Origin of the sequence: Streptomyces violaceusniger Tu 4113 (assembly GCF_000147815.2) — a bacterium.
GTDB lineage: Bacteria > Actinomycetota > Actinomycetes > Streptomycetales > Streptomycetaceae > Streptomyces > Streptomyces violaceusniger_A.
In genome coordinates this window covers 9647577-9666121 of sequence record NC_015957.1, presented here as the reverse complement: position 1 = coordinate 9666121, position 18545 = coordinate 9647577, and the positions used below count along the sequence as shown (strand labels likewise).

The 18545-nt window shown below is 71.2% G+C and carries 8 protein-coding genes; 4 read left to right on the top strand and 4 right to left on the bottom strand.

Annotated features, from left to right (window positions below; translation table 11 throughout):
• Nucleotides 1–648: 648 nt before the first annotated feature.
• Nucleotides 649–1854 carry an RNA-guided endonuclease InsQ/TnpB family protein gene (locus tag STRVI_RS39500; RefSeq protein ID WP_014061172.1) on the bottom strand — a complete coding sequence of 402 codons (1206 nt, stop codon included), beginning with the start codon at nucleotides 1852–1854 and terminating at the stop codon, nucleotides 649–651.
• 161 nt (nucleotides 1855–2015) lie between these two features.
• On the opposite strand from STRVI_RS39500, the gene STRVI_RS39495 reads away from it, so the two are divergent.
• Complete coding sequence (locus tag STRVI_RS39495) at nucleotides 2016–2522, top strand: DUF6912 family protein (protein WP_043237285.1); 507 nt, start codon at nucleotides 2016–2018, stop codon at nucleotides 2520–2522.
• A 35-nt stretch (nucleotides 2523–2557) separates the two neighbouring features.
• The gene (locus STRVI_RS39490) at nucleotides 2558–3226 is read left to right on the top strand and encodes an HAD family hydrolase (protein WP_014061170.1); all 669 of its coding nucleotides are present in this window, start codon (nucleotides 2558–2560) and stop codon (nucleotides 3224–3226) included.
• Nucleotides 3227–3477: 251 nt separating this feature from the next.
• Here STRVI_RS39490 and STRVI_RS39485 read toward each other — a convergent pair whose 3' ends face one another.
• On the bottom strand, nucleotides 3478–4044 hold the full coding sequence (locus STRVI_RS39485) for a DJ-1/PfpI family protein (RefSeq protein ID WP_043241320.1): 567 nt from the start codon (nucleotides 4042–4044) through the stop codon (nucleotides 3478–3480).
• Between the two features lie 515 nt (nucleotides 4045–4559).
• On the opposite strand from STRVI_RS39485, the gene STRVI_RS39480 reads away from it, so the two are divergent.
• On the top strand, nucleotides 4560–9527 hold the full coding sequence (locus tag STRVI_RS39480; RefSeq protein ID WP_014061168.1) for an NAD-glutamate dehydrogenase: 4968 nt from the start codon (nucleotides 4560–4562) through the stop codon (nucleotides 9525–9527).
• Nucleotides 9528–9722: 195 nt separating this feature from the next.
• On the top strand, nucleotides 9723–14123 hold the full coding sequence (locus STRVI_RS55240; protein ID WP_014061167.1) for a CDP-glycerol glycerophosphotransferase family protein: 4401 nt from the start codon (nucleotides 9723–9725) through the stop codon (nucleotides 14121–14123).
• 46 nt (nucleotides 14124–14169) lie between these two features.
• On the opposite strand, the gene STRVI_RS39465 is transcribed toward STRVI_RS55240, so the two are convergent.
• Both STRVI_RS39465 and STRVI_RS39460 read right to left on the bottom strand, forming a co-directional pair.
• Entirely contained in the window at nucleotides 14170–16167 is a 1998-nt protein-coding gene (locus STRVI_RS39465; protein ID WP_014061166.1) for a glycosyltransferase, read from the bottom strand.
• A 242-nt stretch (nucleotides 16168–16409) separates the two neighbouring features.
• Nucleotides 16410–18476 carry a hypothetical protein gene (locus STRVI_RS39460; RefSeq protein ID WP_014061165.1) on the bottom strand — a complete coding sequence of 689 codons (2067 nt, stop codon included), beginning with the start codon at nucleotides 18474–18476 and terminating at the stop codon, nucleotides 16410–16412.
• Between the last annotated feature and the right edge of the window lie 69 nt (nucleotides 18477–18545).

Below are 18545 nucleotides of genomic sequence, written 5' to 3'. Positions count from 1 at the left end.
GTGCGGCCAGGTCGTGCGATGCGGGGGTGCCGCTGGTCGCAGTTGTGGCGGTTGTGGCGGTTGTGGCGTGCGGGGTGGGTGGTGTGGGTGCGTCGTGCGGTGTGGGGGTGTCGTTGGTGGTGGTCGGGGTGGGGGGTGTGGCTGTCGTGGTGGGGGGTGCCGACGTTGTGGGGGTGGTGCGGGGACGGCGGGGGTCTTTGCGGCCTGGGGGGCCGCTTCGGCTCGGTCCGCTGCCGCCGCGTCGTCGTACGCCCTCCCCGGTCGCCGTGGCCCGATCCGTTGCCCGGACGCCCTCGCGCATGCTTCTCGCCCCGTTCTCTCCGGCCCGGCCGAATACCGGGCAGTAGCTTTCGTCGAAGAGTCTTCTACCGGGGGGGTTTCGGCCTCCGCAATGACGGCGGCCACTGGTCGCAGTCGACGCCGCGGTTCACCTATTCGGGGCATACGGGCCCTCATCGCCCCTGGTCGCCGGGTCGGGCCGGGCTTGTTCCGGGCTTTGTGCGGCGCCGTCGCACGCCGTCCCCCGAAAGGGGACCACCGGGCCTGTGAAGGAGGCTCGGGACCGGGGACGGGCGATCGTATGCTTGGGGGTTGGGGGGGCCTATTGGTCTCTGTTGACTTCCTCCTCCTCGTGAACGAGGGGGATTCCTACGGCTCGCGCCGTGGGGTTTTCTGCTTCACAGCCGACTGCCCGCCCGGAGTGCTCCGTTGAGGTCTTACACCGGCTCCACAGACTGTCACCGCCAGCCCGGCGGCCAGAAGGTTGCGTGCCGCGTTCACGTCCCGGTCATGGGTCGCGCCGCAGCCCTCGCACGTCCAGATGCGGACGTTCAACGGCATCCTCTGGGCGAGGGTGCCGCAGTTCGAACACAGCCGGGTCGAGGGGAAGAAGCGGTCCACGACCACCACATCCCGCCCGTACCAGGCTGCCTTGTACTCCAGCAGGGAACGGAACTCGCTCCAGCTCGCGTCCGAGATGGCTCGGGCGAGCGTGTGGTTCCTGACCATGTTGCGCACGGTCAGGTCCTCGACCACGAGCGTTTGGTTTTCACGCACGAGTCGGGTGGTCAGCTTGTGCAGCAGGTCACGGCGCCGGTCAGCGATCCGGGCGTGGATTCGGGCCGCCTTGCGGCGGGCCTTGGCCCGGTTGGCGCCCTCACCCCTGGCCTTACGGGAAAGCTCCCGCTGGGCCTTGGCCAACCGGGCACGGTCGGCCCGTTCGTGTCTCGGGTTGGTGATCTTCTCTCCGGTGGAGAGGGTCAGCAGATGGTCCAGGCCGACATCGATCCCGACCACCGCACCTGTGGGAGCGAGCGGCCGCACACCGGGGTCGTCACACAGCAAGGACACGAACCAGCGGCCCGCCGCATCCTGGGACACGGTCACCGTGGACGGCCTCGCCCCCTCGGGCAGGGGACGGGACCACACGATGTGAAGCGGCTGGTCCATCTTCGCCAGTGTCAGCTTCCCGTCGCGGAAGCGGAACCCACTGGTGGTGTACTCGGCGGACTTCCGCGACGTCTTGCGGGACTTGAACCGCGGATACTTGGCCCGTTTGGCGAAGAAGTTCGTGAACGCGCCCTGCAGGTGTCGCAGCGTCTGCTGCAACGGAACCGAGGACACCTCGTTCAGGTAGGCCAGTTCCCCGGTCTTCTTCCACGCGGTCAGCATCGCCGAGGTGGCGTTGTAGTTCACCCGCTCCTGCCTGGCCCATGCCTCAGTGCGGGCGGCGAGCGCGAGGTTGTAGACCTTGCGTACGCATCCGAACGTGCGCGACAGCTCGGCTGCCTGCACGTCGGTCGGGTGGAAGCGGTACTTGAACGCCCGCTTCACGCACGTCGTGGTCACGCTCACAAACTAACTGGCAGTGTGTGAATATCAAACCTGCGGATCAGAGCGCGGTCTTTCGCCCTGCCGGCGAAACCCCGCTCCTTGCCCTGCTCCGCAGGAGTCCGTTTCCTCCCCGGCCTGAAGGCCGGGGTTCCCACGGAGGAATCCCGATGAAAGCGGCAGACATGCGCGTCTACGTCCCCCTGACCCTCTCCGCTCTCGCCGAGGCGCACAAGGAGGGCCAACTGGGGCCGACGCCGTTGACGGCCTACGCGGTCACCCCCGCGCTCCGCGAGTGGTACGTGTCCGACGACATCGAGGAGCTGGAGTACGCGGCGCTGAGCCGGGCCGCTCAGGCGTCGCTGCGGCTGCTCGCCGTCGACCCCCGCGCGCCCCGCCGTCGGGTCGTGGTGGCCGTGGACGTGCCCGACGGGCAGGCGGTCGCCGATCCGGACCGGGGGCTGGACCAGTCCGCGCTGGGCGAGGTGCGGATCAGGACCGCCGTACCGCTGGCGAAGGCAGCCGCGGTGCATCTGGACGCGGATGACGCCGAGCAGGACATCGCCGCGGCCGCCGACGCGCTGGGCGCGGCGGACCTCGGTGACGACGACGCGCAGTTCACCGTGGACGGCGCCGAGGATCATGAGCTGCTCTGGTACGCCACCCAGGAGATCCCCAATCTCATCGAGTGATGCCCGCTGTCGGACCCGGCAGGTACGGTCGTGGAATGGGGAAGAACCACGTGACGCACCTCGTCTGGGACTGGAACGGCACGCTGCTCCACGACATCGACGCCGTGATCTCGGCGACGAACGCGTCGTTCGGGGAGGTCGGCCTGCCGCCGATCACCCTCGAGCGCTATCGCGACCTGTACTGCGTCCCCGTCCCGCGCTTCTATGAGCGGCTGATGGGGCGGCTGCCCACCGACGAGGAGTGGGCGGTCATGGACGAGGCGTTCCACCGGCACTATTGGGCGCTGGCCGAGAGCGCCGGGCTGGCGATCGGCGCCCGTCAACTGCTCGTCGAGTGGCAGGAGGCGGGGCTCACCCAGTCGCTGTGCTCACTGGCCCCGCATGAGCATCTGGTCCCGCTGGTGCGGACGCATGGCATCGAGCGCCATTTCATCCGGGTGGACGGCCGCGTCGGTGAGAGCAACACCGGCAAGGCCGAGCAGATGATGCGCCATATCACCGAGCTCGAAGGGGTGCCCCCGCAGCGGATGGTGGTGATCGGGGACGCCGCGGACGACGCGTTGGCGGCACGCCATGTGGGGGCGCGGGCCGTGCTCTACACGGGCGGTTCGCACAGCCGGGCCAGTCTGGAGGCGGCCGGGGTGCCGGTCGTGGACACGCTCGAGGATGCCGTACGGGAGGCCGAGCGCATGGCCGACGAGTAGGAGGCCGAGTAGGCCGGAGCGGCCCGTCCTGGGCTCCTCGGGACCCGTCCTGGGCTCCTCGGGGCCCGTCCTGGGCTCCTCGGGGCCCGTCCTGGGCTCCTCGGGGCCCGTCCTGGGCTCCTCGGGGCCCGTCCTGGGCTTCTCGGGGCCCGTCCTGGGCTTGCTCGGCGTCCGTCTCGGGCTCTTCACCACCTTGCGCGCCCCCTCTTGCCTCCATACGCCCCCCGCGTGGCCACGCCCCCACCACCCCCTCACACCACCGGCGCCTTCGTCCGCAGCACCGCCAGGAACTCCCGCATCCACGCCGGATGGTCCGGCCAGGCCCGTGAGGAGACCAGCGAGCCGTCGACCACGACCTCCGCGTCCTGGTACTCCGCACCCGCCGCCTGCATGTCCGGCTCCAGTGCCGGATACGCGGTGACCCGCCGCCCGCTCAGGCCGCCCACGGCCGCCGTCAGCAGGGGGCCGTGGCAGATCTGCGCCACCGGCTTGTCCGCGTCGAAGAACGCCTTGCAGATCTTGCGCAGCTCGGGGTCGTTGCGCAGATACTCCGGGGCCCGGCCGCCCGGGATCACGAGGGCTCCGTACTGACCTGGGTCGACCTCGGAGAATGCGAGGTCGGCGGGGAGTGTGTAGCCCGGCTTCTCGGTGTAGGTGTCGAAGCCCTCCTCGAAGTCATGGACCACGAGGCGCAGCGTCTTGCGGGTCGGGGCCGCGATATGGACCTCGTACCCCTCCTCGCGCAGCCGCTGGTAGGGGTAGAGCACCTCCAGCGATTCGGCCGCGTCGCCGGTCACCAGAAGGATCTTCGCAGTCATGCCATCCGTGCCACCCATGCCGCCCACCTCCACCTTCGCGTCCACGATTATCACCGTCTACCACCGTCCCGATCACGGTGCATCCGCGACGGCGCGTTGCCAAGAGGGCACGGCAGGGCACAGGAGGGCGCCGGAGGCCGCCAGAGAACATGGGCGGCACATCATCGGTTCGCGCGGGCCCGTGGTCGCTGTCCATTTCGTCAAACTTCAGGGCTCGGTTTTGTACACGAACGGCTCATGACGACCCCCTGGGGTGGAGCGATAGCCTTACTGCGTGATCAGCGCGATAGTCCGTGAGGGCAACGAGGCCCTCGCTCCGCGCCCGGAGCCCCACCGGCCCCGGGCCCGAGCCGCCGCTGACCCGTGGCGCGTGGGTTCTTGGTCACTTACGGCCCAGTACACCCCGGCCATTCCCCGATCCGGCATACCGTCGTCAACGACCGGATTTTTCGCGTCGCGGCGTCATGCCACCGCCATCGATGTCACGCAACGGCGCGCGACAGGAGCCAGAGGACATGCAGACCAAGCTGGACGAAGCCAAGGCCGAGTTGCTCGAACGGGCCGCCCGGGTCGCTGAGAACAGCCCTGCCGGGGGAAAACCGGTTCAGGGCCCAGGACCGGAGACCCTGACCGCATACCTCCAGCACTACTACCTGCACACGCCTCCGGAGGACCTCGCCGACCGCGACCCGGTCGACGTCTTCGGGGCGGCGCTCTCCCACTACCGGCTCGCCGAGGTGCGTCCGCAGGGCACGGCGAACGTCCGGGTGCACACCCCGACCGTCGAGGAGCACGGCTGGACCTGCAGCCACTCCGTGGTCGAGGTGGTCACCGACGACATGCCGTTCCTGGTCGACTCGGTCACCAATGAGCTCACCCGCCAGGGGCGCGGCATCCATGTCGTGATCCACCCGCAGGTGATCGTGCGCCGTGACATCACCGGCAAGCTGATCGAGCTGCTCGATGTCTCCCCGGACGGCCCGGCCAGGAAGAAGCTCCCGCATGACGCGGTCGTGGAGTCCTGGATCCATGTCGAGACCGACCGCGAGACCGACCGCGGCGATCTGAAGCAGATCACCGCCGATCTCCTGCGCGTCCTGTCCGATGTCCGCGAGGCGGTCGAGGACTGGGAGAAGATGCGCGAGTTCGCGCTGCGCCTCGCCGAGGGCCTGCCGGATGAGCCCAAGGCCGCCGAGGTCCGCGAGGAGGAGGTCGAGGAGGCCCGTGAGCTGCTGCGCTGGCTCGCCGACGACCACTTCACCTTCATCGGCTTCCGCGAGTACGAGCTGACGCAGGTCCCCACCGAGGCCGGTGGCGAGGAGGACGTGCTGACCGCGGTGCCCGGCACGGGCCTGGGCATCCTCCGCTCCGATCCGCAGCACAAGGACTCCGACGAGAGCACCCCCGTGGGCCCCGGGGGCCCGGGGTCGCCGTCCTTCAACCGGCTTCCGGCCGACGCCCGCGCCAAGGCGCGCGAGCGCAAGCTGCTGGTGCTGACCAAGGCCAACAGCCGCGCCACCGTCCACCGCCCCTCGTACCTTGACTACATCGGCGTGAAGAAGTTCGACGCCGAGGGCAATGTGATCGGCGAGCGCCGCTTCCTGGGGCTGTTCTCCTCCGCCGCGTACACCGAGTCGGTGCGCCGGGTCCCGGTCATCCGCCGCAAGGTCGTCGAGGTGCTCGCGGGCGCGGGCTTCGCGCCCAACAGCCACGACGGCCGGGATCTACTGCAGATCCTGGAGACGTACCCGCGCGATGAGCTGTTCCAGACCCCGGTCGACCAGCTCCGCTCGATCGTCACCAGCGTGCTCTACCTCCAGGAGCGCCGCCGGCTGCGGCTGTTCCTCCGCCAGGACGAGTACGGGCGCTACTACTCCGCGCTGGTCTATCTGCCGCGTGATCGTTTCACCACCGATGTGCGGCTGCGGCTGACCGACATCCTGCTGGAGGAGCTGAGCGGCCGCCCGCCGGTCGACTTCACCGCCCTGCACACCGAATCGGTGCTCTCGCGGCTGCACTTCGTGGTCCGCCTCCAGCCCGGCACCGAGCTGCCCGACCTCACCGACGCCGATGTGGAGCGGATCGAGAGCCGGCTGATCGAGGCCGCCCGCTCCTGGGCCGACGGCTTCGCCGAGGCGCTGGTCTCCGAGGCCGGCGAGGAGCGCGCGGCCGAGCTGCTGCGCCGCTATCAGCACGCCTTCCCCGAGGGGTACAAGGCGGACCACACCCCGCGCGGCGCCGTGGCCGACCTCCAGCACCTGGAGCGGCTGAAAGAGCGGGGCAAGGAATTCGGGCTCAGCCTCTACGAGCCGGTGGGCGCGGCCCATGCCGAGCGCCGCTTCAAGATCTACCGGGCCGGGGCCCAGATCTCGCTGTCCGCGGTGCTCCCGGTGCTCAACACCCTCGGCGTCGAGGTGGTCGACGAGCGCCCGTACGAGCTGCGCTGCTCGGACAAGACCACCGCCTGGGTCTACGACTTCGGGCTGCGGCTGCCCCTGCGCGAGGGCGAGGCGCTGGCCGACGACGCCCGTGAGCGCTTCCAGAACGCGTTCGCCGCGGTGTGGACCGGCCAGGCCGAGAGCGACAACTTCAACCAGCTCGTGCTGGGCGCGGGGCTGGACTGGCGGCAGGCGATGGTGCTGCGGGCCTACGCCAAGTATCTGCGGCAGGCCGGCTCCACCTTCAGCCAGTCGTACATGGAGGACACCCTCCGCAACAATGTGCACACCACCCGGCTGCTGGTCTCCCTCTTCGAGGCGCGGATGTCGCCGGAGCGGCAGCGGGCGGGCTTGGAGCTGACCGACGCCCTGCTGGAGGAGCTGGACGCGGCGCTGGACCAGGTGGCCTCGCTGGACGAGGACCGCATCCTGCGCTCGTTCCTCACCCTGATCAAGGCCACTCTGCGGACCAATCACTTCCAGAGCAACGGGGACGGTCGGCCGCACGACTATCTGTCGATCAAGCTGGACCCGCAGGCCGTGCCCGATCTGCCCGCGCCCCGCCCGGCGTATGAGATCTGGGTGTATTCGCCGCGGGTCGAGGGTGTGCATCTGCGGTTCGGCAAGGTCGCGCGCGGTGGCCTGCGCTGGTCCGACCGGCGTGAGGACTTCCGTACCGAGATCCTCGGCCTGGTCAAGGCGCAGATGGTGAAGAACACCGTCATCGTGCCGGTGGGCGCCAAGGGCGGCTTCGTCGGCAAGCGGCTGCCGGATCCGTCCGTCGACCGCGACGCCTGGATGGCCGAGGGCATCGCCTGCTACAAGACCTTCATCTCCGGTCTGCTCGACATCACCGACAACCTGGTCGCGGGCCAGGTCGAGCCGCCCAAGGACGTGGTCCGCCACGACGGGGACGACACTTATCTCGTCGTCGCCGCCGACAAGGGCACCGCGACCTTCTCCGACATCGCCAACGACGTGGCCCAGTCGTACGGCTTCTGGCTCGGGGACGCCTTCGCCTCCGGCGGCTCCGCCGGATACGACCACAAGGGCATGGGCATCACCGCCCGCGGCGCCTGGGAGTCGGTCAAGCGCCACTTCCGCGAGCTGGGCCATGACACCCAGACCCAGGACTTCACGGTCGTGGGCGTCGGCGACATGTCGGGTGACGTGTTCGGCAACGGGATGCTGCTGAGCGAGAACATCCGGCTGATCGCCGCGTTCGACCACCGGCACATCTTCCTGGACCCCAACCCGGACGCGGCCACCTCCTACGCCGAGCGCCGCCGCCTGTTCGAGCTGCCGCGCTCCTCGTGGGAGGACTACGACACCGAGCTGCTGTCGGCGGGCGGCGGCATCCACCCCCGTACGGCCAAGGCCATCCCGATCACCCCGCAGGTGCGGGCCGCGCTCGGCATCGAGAAGCGGGTCGCCAAGATGACCCCGGCCGATCTGATGAGGACGATCCTCAAGGCCCCGGTCGACCTGCTGTGGAACGGCGGCATCGGCACCTACGTCAAGGCGTCCACCGAATCCCACGGCGATGTCGGCGACAAGGCCAATGACGCCATCCGGGTGGACGGCCAGGATCTGCGGGTCAAGGTCGTCGGCGAGGGCGGCAACCTGGGCCTGACCCAGCTCGGCCGGATCGAGTTCGCCGCCAACGGCGGCCGGATCAACACCGACGCGATCGACAACAGCGCCGGTGTGGACACCTCCGACCACGAGGTGAACATCAAGATCCTGCTCAACGCCCTGGTCACCGAGGGCGACCTCACCCTCAAGCAGCGCAACAAGCTGCTCGCCGAGATGACCGACGAGGTCGGCGCGCTGGTGCTGCGCAACAACTACGCGCAGAACGTGGCCCTGGCCAACTCCGTCGTCCAGGCCCCCAGCCTGCTCCACGCCCACCAGCGGCTGATGCGCCGCCTGGGCCGGGAGGGACGGCTGGACCGGGCGCTGGAGTTCCTGCCCACCGACCGCCAGATCCGCGAGCGGCTCTCGGCCGGGCGCGGTCTGAGCCAGCCCGAGCTGGCCGTGCTGCTCGCCTACGTCAAGATCACGGTGGCCGACGAGCTGATCACCACCGGGCTGCCCGACGATCCGTATCTGCAGCGGCTGCTGCACGCCTACTTCCCGCAGGCGCTGCGGGAGCGGTTCCCCGAGTACATCGACGGCCATGCCCTGCGCCGCGAGATCATCACCACGGTGCTGGTCAACGACACGCTCAACACGGGCGGGACGACCTTCCTGCACCGGATGCGGGAGGAGAGCGGGGCCTCCACCGAGGAGGTCGTGCGCGCCCAGACCGCGGCCCGCGTGATCTTCGAGCTGAACCAGGTGTGGGACGAGGTCGAGGCGCTGGACACGGTCGTCGACGCCGACATCCAGACCAGGATGCGGCTGCACTCGCGGCGGCTGGTCGAGCGCGGCACCCGCTGGCTGCTCAACAACCGGCCGCAGCCGCTGGAGCTCGCCGAGACCATCGACTTCTTCGGCGAGCGGGTCGCCGCGGTCCGGGCGCAGATGCCCAAGCTGCTGCGCGGCTCCGACATCGAGTGGTACCAGCGGATCTACGACGAGATCACCGCGGCGGGCGTCCCGGAGGACCTGGCCACCCGGGTGGCGGGCTTCTCCTCGGCCTTCCCGACGCTGGACATCGTCGCCATCGCGGACCGCACCGGCAAGGAGCCGCTGGCGGTCGCCGAGGTCTACTACGACCTGGCCGACCGGCTGCGGATCAGCCAGCTCATGGACCGGATCATCGAGCTGCCGCGCGCCGACCGGTGGCAGTCCATGGCCCGGGTCTCCATCCGCGAGGACCTGTACGCGGCCCAGGCCGCCCTGACCTCCGATGTGCTGTCGGTGGGCAACGGCGGCTCCACGCCCGAGCAGCGCTTCAAGGCGTGGGAGGAGAAGAACGCCGCGATCCTGCAGCGTGCGCGCACCACGCTCGATGAGATCCAGTCGTCGGAGACCTTCGACCTGGCCAATCTGTCGGTCGCGATGCGGACGATGCGGACGCTGCTGCGCACGCATAGCTGACGCGGTCGAGGCGAACCGAGCCCTCAAAAAAGCATGACCGGCGCCCCTGGCGGACTTCATGTCCGCCGGGGGCGTTTGTCACCCGCTTGGGCGCTCGTCCAACGACCGAGCGGGCATACCGGGACGAACCCACCTAGCGTGGGTGGTCAGTGAGTGCTTCGCACCTCGATCCGCCGTCGCGTCCCGAGGAGCCTTATGCCCCGCTTCACCATCGTCATCGCCGCCTATCGCGTCCAGGGCTATCTGAGCGCCTGCCTGGATTCCGTGCTGACGCAGTCGTGTCAGGACGTGGAGGTGGTCGCCGTCGACGACTGCTCACCGGACCACTGCGGCGCGATCATCGACGCGTACGCGGCGTGCGACAGCCGGGTCGTGCCCGTGCACCAGCGGGTCAACTCCGGGCCGGGCCGGGCCCGTAACGCCGGTGTCGAGCGGGCCCGCGGGGACTATCTGCTCTTCCTGGACGGGGACGACACCCTCGCCCCGGGCACCCTCCAGGGCCTCGCCGACCGGCTCGCCCTCACCCATGACCCGGAGATCCTCTACTTCAACCATGTGCGCACCTACTGGTCGGAGCGCCGGGCCCCCAGCCTGTTCGGGGATCTGCTGGCCTCGGCGGGCACCGATGTCTTCTCCGTGGTCGAACGCCCGGAATTCCTGCGGCTGTTCGCGATGTCCTCCAATCGCGTCTACCACCGGGATTTCTACACCCGCCATGGCTTCGCGTTCAGCGAGGGCATTTACGAGGACGCCCTGCTCTCGTACAAGACGATGCTCACCGCGCGGCGAATAGCCTGTGTCGATCTGGTGGGCCTGGAATACCGGCAGCGGCGGGTCGGGGCCAGTACGGGAAGCCCCGGGGAGAAGCACTTCGTCATCTTCCAGCAGTACGCCCGGCTCTTCGACTTCCTCGACGACCACCCGAATCTGGACCCTTTGCGCCCGCTGCTCTTCGAACGGGCCGTCTCGCATTTCCTGTTCTGCCTGGACCGGACGTCCCGGGTGGCGACGGCGGACCGGCCGCGCTTCTTCGGACGGGCCGCCGCGTGGTACCGCCGCCGGCTGCCCGCCGGGTTCACCCCGCCGGTCGAGGGCCGGTGGCGCTTCGAGGCGCTGGCGTCCGGCTCCTTCCTCCGCTACCGGGAGCGGGAGCTGGCGGTACGGGCGGCGGCCGGGGCCCGCAAGCTGCGCCGGACCGTCCGGCCGCCGCTGGCCGCACGCGCCAAGCGGGGCCTGTACCGGCTGCACCGGCAGCGGCCGGTGGACCCCCAGTTGGCCGTCTACTCCGCGTACTGGGGCCGTGGGGTGCTGTGCAATCCGGGGGCGATCTACTACAAGGCGCGGGAGCTGGCACCGGAGATCCACGGGGTGTGGGCGGTCAAGCAGTCGGAGATCGAGTCCCTCCCGGAAGGCGTCGACTACGTCGTCACCGGCACCCGCGACTTCTACCGCGCCGTGGCCCGTGCGAAATACCTCATCAACAACGTCAACTTCCCCAACGAGGTGGTGAAACGGCCGGGCACGGTGCATCTGCAGACCTTCCACGGCACCCCGCTCAAATGCATGGGGCTGGATCAGCAGCGCTATCCGGCCGCCGCGGGGGGCATGAGTTTCGGCAATCTGCTCAAGCGCATCGACCGCTGGGACGTCGCCCTCTCCTCCAATCCGCACTCCAGCCAGATCTGGGAGCGGGTCTACCCCGCCGCGTACCGGCTGCTGGAATACGGATATCCGCGCAACGACGTCTTCTTCGCCGCGTCCGAGGACGACATCCGGCGGATCCGCGGGGAGCTGGGCATCCCGGCCGGGAACACCGCCCTCCTCTACGCGCCCACCCTCCGCGACTACCAGAAGGGGTTCACCCCCCGGCTGGACCTGGAGCGGCTCAGCCGCGAACTCGGCCCGCAGACCACGCTGCTGGTGCGGGCCCACTACTCCTACCGGCCGCAGCACCAACTGTCCCGGCTCCAGGAGGCCGGGCTGGTGATCGACGTCTCCGACCACCCGTCGGCCGAGCAGTTGTGCCTGGCGGCCGACGCGCTGATCACCGACTACTCGTCGATGATGTTCGACTACGCCCTGCTGGACCGCCCCATCGTGATCTACGCCGACGACTGGGACATCTACCGGTCCTCCCGCGGGGTCTACTTCGACCTCCTCTCGGAATCCCCCGGCGAGACCCCGGGAGCCGTCGCCCGCACCGAACGGGAACTGGCCGAGGTCTTCCGCGAGGGCCGCTGGTGCGATGCGGACGCGACCGCGCTGCGCACCGCCTTCCGGGCCCGCTTCTGCCGGTTCGACGACGGCCACGCGGCCGAACGGGTCGTACGGACCCTGATGCTGGGCCAGGACGACACGGCACTCCCCATCGCGCCCGCGCCGCGGACGCGGCCCCTGCCGGCCGGCGGCGACAGCGCCCCGGCGGGGCCGCGCGGCGGCGTCCTCACCGCCGACGTGACCCCGTCCCCCGCCCCCACGACCCCCGACCCCGACCCCGCCCCAGACCCCCGACCCCGACCCCGTCCCCCGACCCCGACCCCGACCCCGTCCCCCGACCCGTCGAGAGCCCGGAGTCAGGAGGCCGTCATGCCCGCTGTATCCCGACCTCGTGTCAGTGTGATCATCCCCGCCTACAACGCCCTGCCGGAGCTGACCCGCGCCGTCACCTCCGCGATGGACCAGACCCTGGGCCCGGACCGGGTCGAGATCATCGCGGTGGACGACGGTTCGACCGACGGCACCGGCGAGGAGCTGGAGCGGCTGGCCCGCATCTGCTCCGCGCTGCGCGTCATCCACCAGGAGAACTCCGGCTGTGCGGGCATACCCCGCAACACCGGACTGGACCACGCCCGGGGCGACTTCGTCTTCTTCCTCGACTCCGACGACTATCTGGGGCCGGACGCGCTGCGCCGCATGGTCGCCATGGCCGACGCCCACGGCACCGACATCGTGCTGGGCAAGATCGCCTCCGTGGGGGGGCGGGCCGTGCCCCGGGCCGTCTTCCAGCACAATCAGCCCCGTACCGACGTCTTCTCCTCCCACGCCTATCTGACCCTGGGCCCGTGGAAGCTGTTCCGCCGCTCCCTCATCGAGCGGCTGCACCTGCGCTTCCCGCCCTACCGCAACTGCGAGGACAAGCCGTTCACCGCCGCCGCCTACCTCAACGCCTCCGGCATCTCGGTGGTGGCCGACTACGACTGCTACTACGTCCGCTACCGCGAGAACCGCAACAACCTCACCCTCACCGCCGCCGATCTCGCCCACCGCATGGACGGCACCCGGCTGTGCTTCGAGACCGTGGCCCGCTATCTGGAACCGGGCCCGCGCCGGGACCAGATCATGCGCCGCCATGTGGAGTGGGAGCTGTGCGGTCCGCTGCGCGCCCTGCTGCCCCGCGAGAGCGAACAGGACGCGCGGGAGCGGTTCCTCCCGGAGTTCCGGCACTGGGCGAGGACGTGGGTGAGCGACGCCCTCTTCCAGCGGCTCGACGCCCCCGACCGGCTGCTGATCCAGCTGCTGCGCGCCGACCGCTTCGACGAGGTGCTGACCGTGGCCCGGAACGCGGGGCGGGACGGGCGGCGCGGCCATCTCGTCGACAAGGGCCGGGTCTACTGGCTCCATCCGTTCTTCCGGGACCATGCCGCCGCCGTCCCCGACGTCTGCTTCGACGTCACCGACCGGCTGCCGGTCCAGCACCACCTGGAGGCGGCGAGCTGGCACGGCGGGGCGCTGCGGCTGGCCGGCCACGCCTATATCGAGGACGTCGACGCCCTGGACCCGGCCACCGAGATCGTGCTGCGCAAGTACCGGGCCGACCGCCCCGAGGTGCGGGTGCCCACCACGCCGTGCCTGTCCGCCAACCCGCTGCCCGGGGAGGGGAGGCGGTACGAGATGGCGGGCTTCACCGCCGAGATCGACCCGGCCACCGCCGACGGCGGGGCCCCGCTGGAACGGGGCCTGTGGAACATCTACCTGGACGTCCGCGCCCAGGGCGTCAGCCGTACCGTGCGGTTCGGCAACCGCCGCGAGGGCGGTGAGGTCACCCATCCCTCCCGGCGCCGCGTCACCTCGTCCCAGGGGACGGAGGTGGTGGTGCCGTACTACACCCCGTACGGCAATCTCTCGCTCGACGTCGGCGAGATCGCCCATCCCCTCGACCCGCCCTGCCAGGTGCTCCGGACCCTCTGGCGCACCCGGAGCACCCTGCTGGTCGGCGGACGGCTGACCGAGGAGGCCGCGCGGGACGGCGCGACGCTGCTGCTGCGCGCCGAGGGGGGTACGGGCACGGTGCACGAGGTACCGGTGCGCTGTGAGCCCGGCGGGTCCACGTCCGTCTTCACCGCGCGGCTGCCGGTCGGCAGGCTGGGCACGGGCCGCTGGACGCTGACGCTGATCATGGACGGCCCCGGGGAGGACGCGCCGCGCCGCTCCGCGGTCGTGCCGTACTTCGACCGGCTGGACGCGACTCGCTGGCTGCGCTTCGGCTGCCGTCCGTACTACGCCAAGCCGGTGGCTCTGGGCCCGGCCCGGGCCCTCGGCCTGGAGGTGGCTCCGATCAAGGTCGCCACGGGGGTGCGGCGGCGGCTGCGGGGGTGAGCGTCGTCATGGTTCGTCACCACCGCAGCCGGGAGTTCATGGTGCGTCACCGCCGCAGCCGGTTGCGTACGGCGGCGAGCAGCCGGACCGGCGCCACCCGCAGCTCCAGCGTCACCTCGCCGCGCCCCATCAGCGGCTTGGCGTAGTACGGACGGCCGCGGCGCACCCAGCGGGCGCCGGGCAGCCGGGCGGGCGGCGGCACGGGCGCGGCGGGCGCGGGGTGCCCCGGGGCCTGGTCGCCCGGGCCGATGACGGCAAGCGTCACCGTCCACCGGCCGCGGCCCAGGTCCCGCACCGGCAGCCGGGCGGTGAAGGCGCCCGCCGGATGCCCCGCGGCGAACCGCACCGGATGGTCGAAGACCCGTCCGTCGGCGTGCTCGGCGCGCAGCCGCAGCAGCCGCCCGCGCGCCGGGGTGCCGGGCGGCAGCAGCCGTCCGGCGACGACCAGGGTGCCCTTGTCCGACGGATGCCATACGGCCTCGGTCACCTCGCAGGGCGCGCCGCGCGGGGCCGGGCCGATGTCGAGGGAGAGATTGCGGTACGGGCTGGTGAAGTACGGCGTGACCCGGGCGCGCAGCCCGGGCCCGGCGGCCACCACCCGGCGCGCGGTGCCGATGTCGAGGGTGTCGTCATGGCGGTTGCCGAACCGTACGGTGCGGCTGATGCCCTGGGCGCGGACGTCGAGGAAGACGTCCCAGACGCCGGGGCGCAGCGGTGCGCCGCCGTCGGCGGCGGCGATGTTCACATCGGCCGCGAACTCCGCGGGGTCGTCCTCCGCCGTGGCCACCGCCGGGATCCGCACCTCGTCACATGCCTCGCGGCGGCGCAGCACCAGCTCGGCGCGGTCCTCCTCGGGGTCGGTCTCCAGCCCGTCGATGGCCGCCCGGCCGCGCACCCGCAGGGTGCTGCGGCCGTGCCAGGCGGCGCCCGCGAGGTGGTGGCGGACCGGCAGCCGGTCGGTGACGTCGAAGCAGGCGTCGGGGATCTCGGCGTCGGGGTCGCGGAAGAACGGATGGAGCCAGTAGACGCTGCCCTTCTCGACGAGATGGCCGCACCGGGCGTCGCGTTTGGTGTTGCGCACGACGGACAGCAGATCCTCGAAGCGGCCGGTGCGCAGCAGATGGACCATCAGCCGCTCGGGGGCGGTGAGGGTGGGGAAGAGCGTGTCGGAGCAGTGGGCCTGCGCCCATCGGCGCAGTTCGGGCAGGAACCGCTCGCGGGCCTCGGTCTCGTCCTCGCGCGGCAGGGCGCGCAACGCCGGGCACAGCTCCCGCCGGATGTGGTGGAGCATGACGGTGTCGCGGGGGGTGCCGGGCCGGGTGTGCCGGGCGGCGGTCTCGAACAGCGGCCGCATGGCGTCGACGCGGTCGGCGAGACCGGCGGCGGTACGGCCCGGGCCCAGGTGGTAGCAGTCGTAGTCGGCGACGACGGAGATCCCGGAGGCGTTGAGATAGGCGGCCGCGGTGAAGGGCTTGCCCTCGCCGTGGTGGAGGTGGGCGGGGAAGCGCAGCCGGAGCCGTTCGATCAGGGAGCGGCGGAAGAGCTTGCAGGGCTCCAGGGTGGCGTAGGCGTGGGAGCTGTGGGCGTCGGTGCGCAGTTGGTTGTGGCGGAAGACCGCCTTGGGGACGCCGCGTCCGTCGGGGGAGACCATCTTGCCCAGGACCACGTCGGTGCCGTTCTGGTCGGCCATCGCGACCATGCGGCGCAGCGCGTCGGGTGCCAGCCGGGCGTCGGCGTCCAGGAAGAAGACGAAGTCGCCGCGGGCGCGGGCCAGTCCGGTGTTGCGGGGGCCGCCGGCGCCGCCGCGGCAGGGGTGGGGGTTGCGGACGACATGGAGCGAGGGGCAGTTGGCGGCGAGCCGGTCCAGCTCCTCCGCGGTGCCGTCGGCCGATCCGTCGTCGACGGCGATGATGTCGAGTCGGCTGAGCCCGAGGGTCTGCTCCATGGCGGAGGTGACGGCCCGGGTGATCCCGGGCATGGCGTCACGGGCGGGGACGATCACGCTGACACGGGGAGGCGGACCGGGGCGGTGATTGCGCGGCATGCTGGCTCCGGAGGGGGTGCGGGGGGCTCAGGAGGCGTGTGCGGGGGGCTCCTGGGGGCGGGGCCTGGGGTGGAAGCTCATGGTGAGGGCCTGGGGTGAGGTCCGGGTGTGGGATGTGCTGCTACCGGGTGACGTACATGTGGTGCGACGTACATGTGGGGTGGGGTACACGTGCGGTGACGTACACGTGCGGTGAGGTACATGTGGGGTGCTGTCGGATGACGGACCTGTGGGATGCCTTGTTATCGGATGGCGGACCAGCGTCCGGCGCCGGGGGTCGGGGCCGTGTGGAGGTCACGCAGCCGGACGACCGTCTCGCCCTTCTCGGCGAGCGCGTCGACGGCGTCGGTGAAGCGCTGGATGGAGGGTGGGGTGGTGGGGCCGAGCAGAAACTCCTTCACCTCGTGGCGGGCGGTGCGCAGCTCGTCGAGGCACGGGTCGAAGAGCGGGCGCAGGAGGTCCTGCATGGCTGATGCCCCGGGACCGAGCAGATAGGCCGCCCGGGCCACGACGTTCTGCCGCCGGAATTCCTCCTCGCCGAGCCCCGTCGGAACGGTGAGCGCGTACGGCTTGAGGGTGGCGAGGAAGTCGCCGACCATGTCGGAGAGATCGCCGATCAGCAGATCGGCCTGGTCGAAGCAGGAGTGGAGGGTGGGCAGGTCCCCCTCGATCACCTGGTGGAGCCAGGGCGGTGAGGCCGCCCAGTGGGCCTGGTGCCACTGCCGGCGCAGCCCCTCGGCCTCGGTGAGCAGGGCCGGATCGGGTGCGGCACGGTCCCGCGTCAGCATGGCCTCGTCGGCGTCCGCCCGGCGCAGCCGCGCGTCCAGCGCGGCGATGCGCTTGGTCAGTTCGGCGCGGCGGCGGGCGTCCTCGGTGCGCTGCGCCTCGGCGTCCTCGGGCGCCTCGCCGAGGGCGTCCGCGGTGCGCCGCTCGTTCGCGGCGTGGATCAGGGCGACGATGCGGCGGTGGGCGGCGCGGGCCTCGGGGGAGCGGTGGCCGGTGGGGGGATGCGGCCGGTAGAGCACCCGGAGGGGCCGTTCGCTGTCCAGCAGGGCTCGTACGATCGACTCGCCTGCCGCGCCCGGCTCGCCCGCAGTGCCCGGCTCGCCCGCCGCGCCGTCCCGGGTGGGCGCGTACAGCACGGTGGGCAGGGGTGCGGCGGGGTGGCCGGTTCGGTCCACGCGCAGTCCGTCGAGCTGGGGGCGGCCGATCTCCACGATGTCGGCGTCCTCGACGCCGACCGCGGCCTGGACATGGCGCCTGCGCCCCGCCTCGCCCGCGACCCACACCTGGTCGTAGACCTTGCTGTACGGATCGACGGCGGTGGCCTCGTCGCCGTCGCCGCCGGGGGCCAGGAAGACGTGCTGCATGGTGGGGATGCGCAGGAGGTGGATGTTCCGGCCGGTGTTGGCGGGGTAGAGCGCGACCCGCACCCCGCCCAGATCCAACTGCGACAGATGCGCGGCGCTCGGCACGCACAGCACCGGCAGCGGGGTCGGCTCCAGGGCCTCCAGCAGCTCCCGTTCGCGCACGATGACCAGGGACGGGGTGGGCAGCGCGGCCACCGGCCCCAGCCATCGGGTGAGCTGGTCGGCGCGGTCGCGCGGACCGGAGAAGTACAGCACCGTACGGGGGCGGCGATGGATCAGCCAGGCGTCGACCTCGGCCAGCACCTGGGCGGCGCCGGGCAGCCGGCGGATGGCCCGGACCAGGTACGGAACGAGCGCCACGACCGTGATCAGGCAGGCTCCGGCGGCCAGGGTGAGCGCCGCCACCACCCAGCGGGCGTCGCCGGTCATCAGCGACGCGGTCAGCCCGAGCAGGGCCGACAGCTCGTAGACCAGCATCCGTTGACCGGGCCATTCGGTGAGCCTGCGGGGCGGCCGGTCGCTGATGTCCAGCCGGCGCAGATCGATGTTGCGGGCCGCGACCGCGAGGGCGCGGCGCCGCCGGATCAGCGTGATGAGCGCGGCGTGCAGGGCCTGCCCGGCCAGCAGACACAGCACCAGCGTCATGGCCGCCGCCAGCCCGATGGGGCCGGTGACATGGAGTCGGCCGAGCAGCAGGAGCAGCAGGACGCAGCGGATCTCGAAGCGGGACGTGGCGCCCATGTGCAGCCGCCCCAGACGGGCCATCAGCCCCGGTTCGCTGCGATGCAGCAGCAGCTCACAGCCGCAGCCCGCCAGCCCCGCCGCGGCGAAGACGCCTTCGGCCCCGGTGAGCGCCGCCGCCGCCAGGGTCACCAGACACCCGGTCAGCGCGGCGAAGGCCACGAGACCGCGGGGGTTTTCGATACCGAGGCGGTTCATGACGCGTGCCCTTCGCGGCGGATGTGTCGTCCTGACTGCACACTGTAGGCGAATAGTCGTATTTATGCC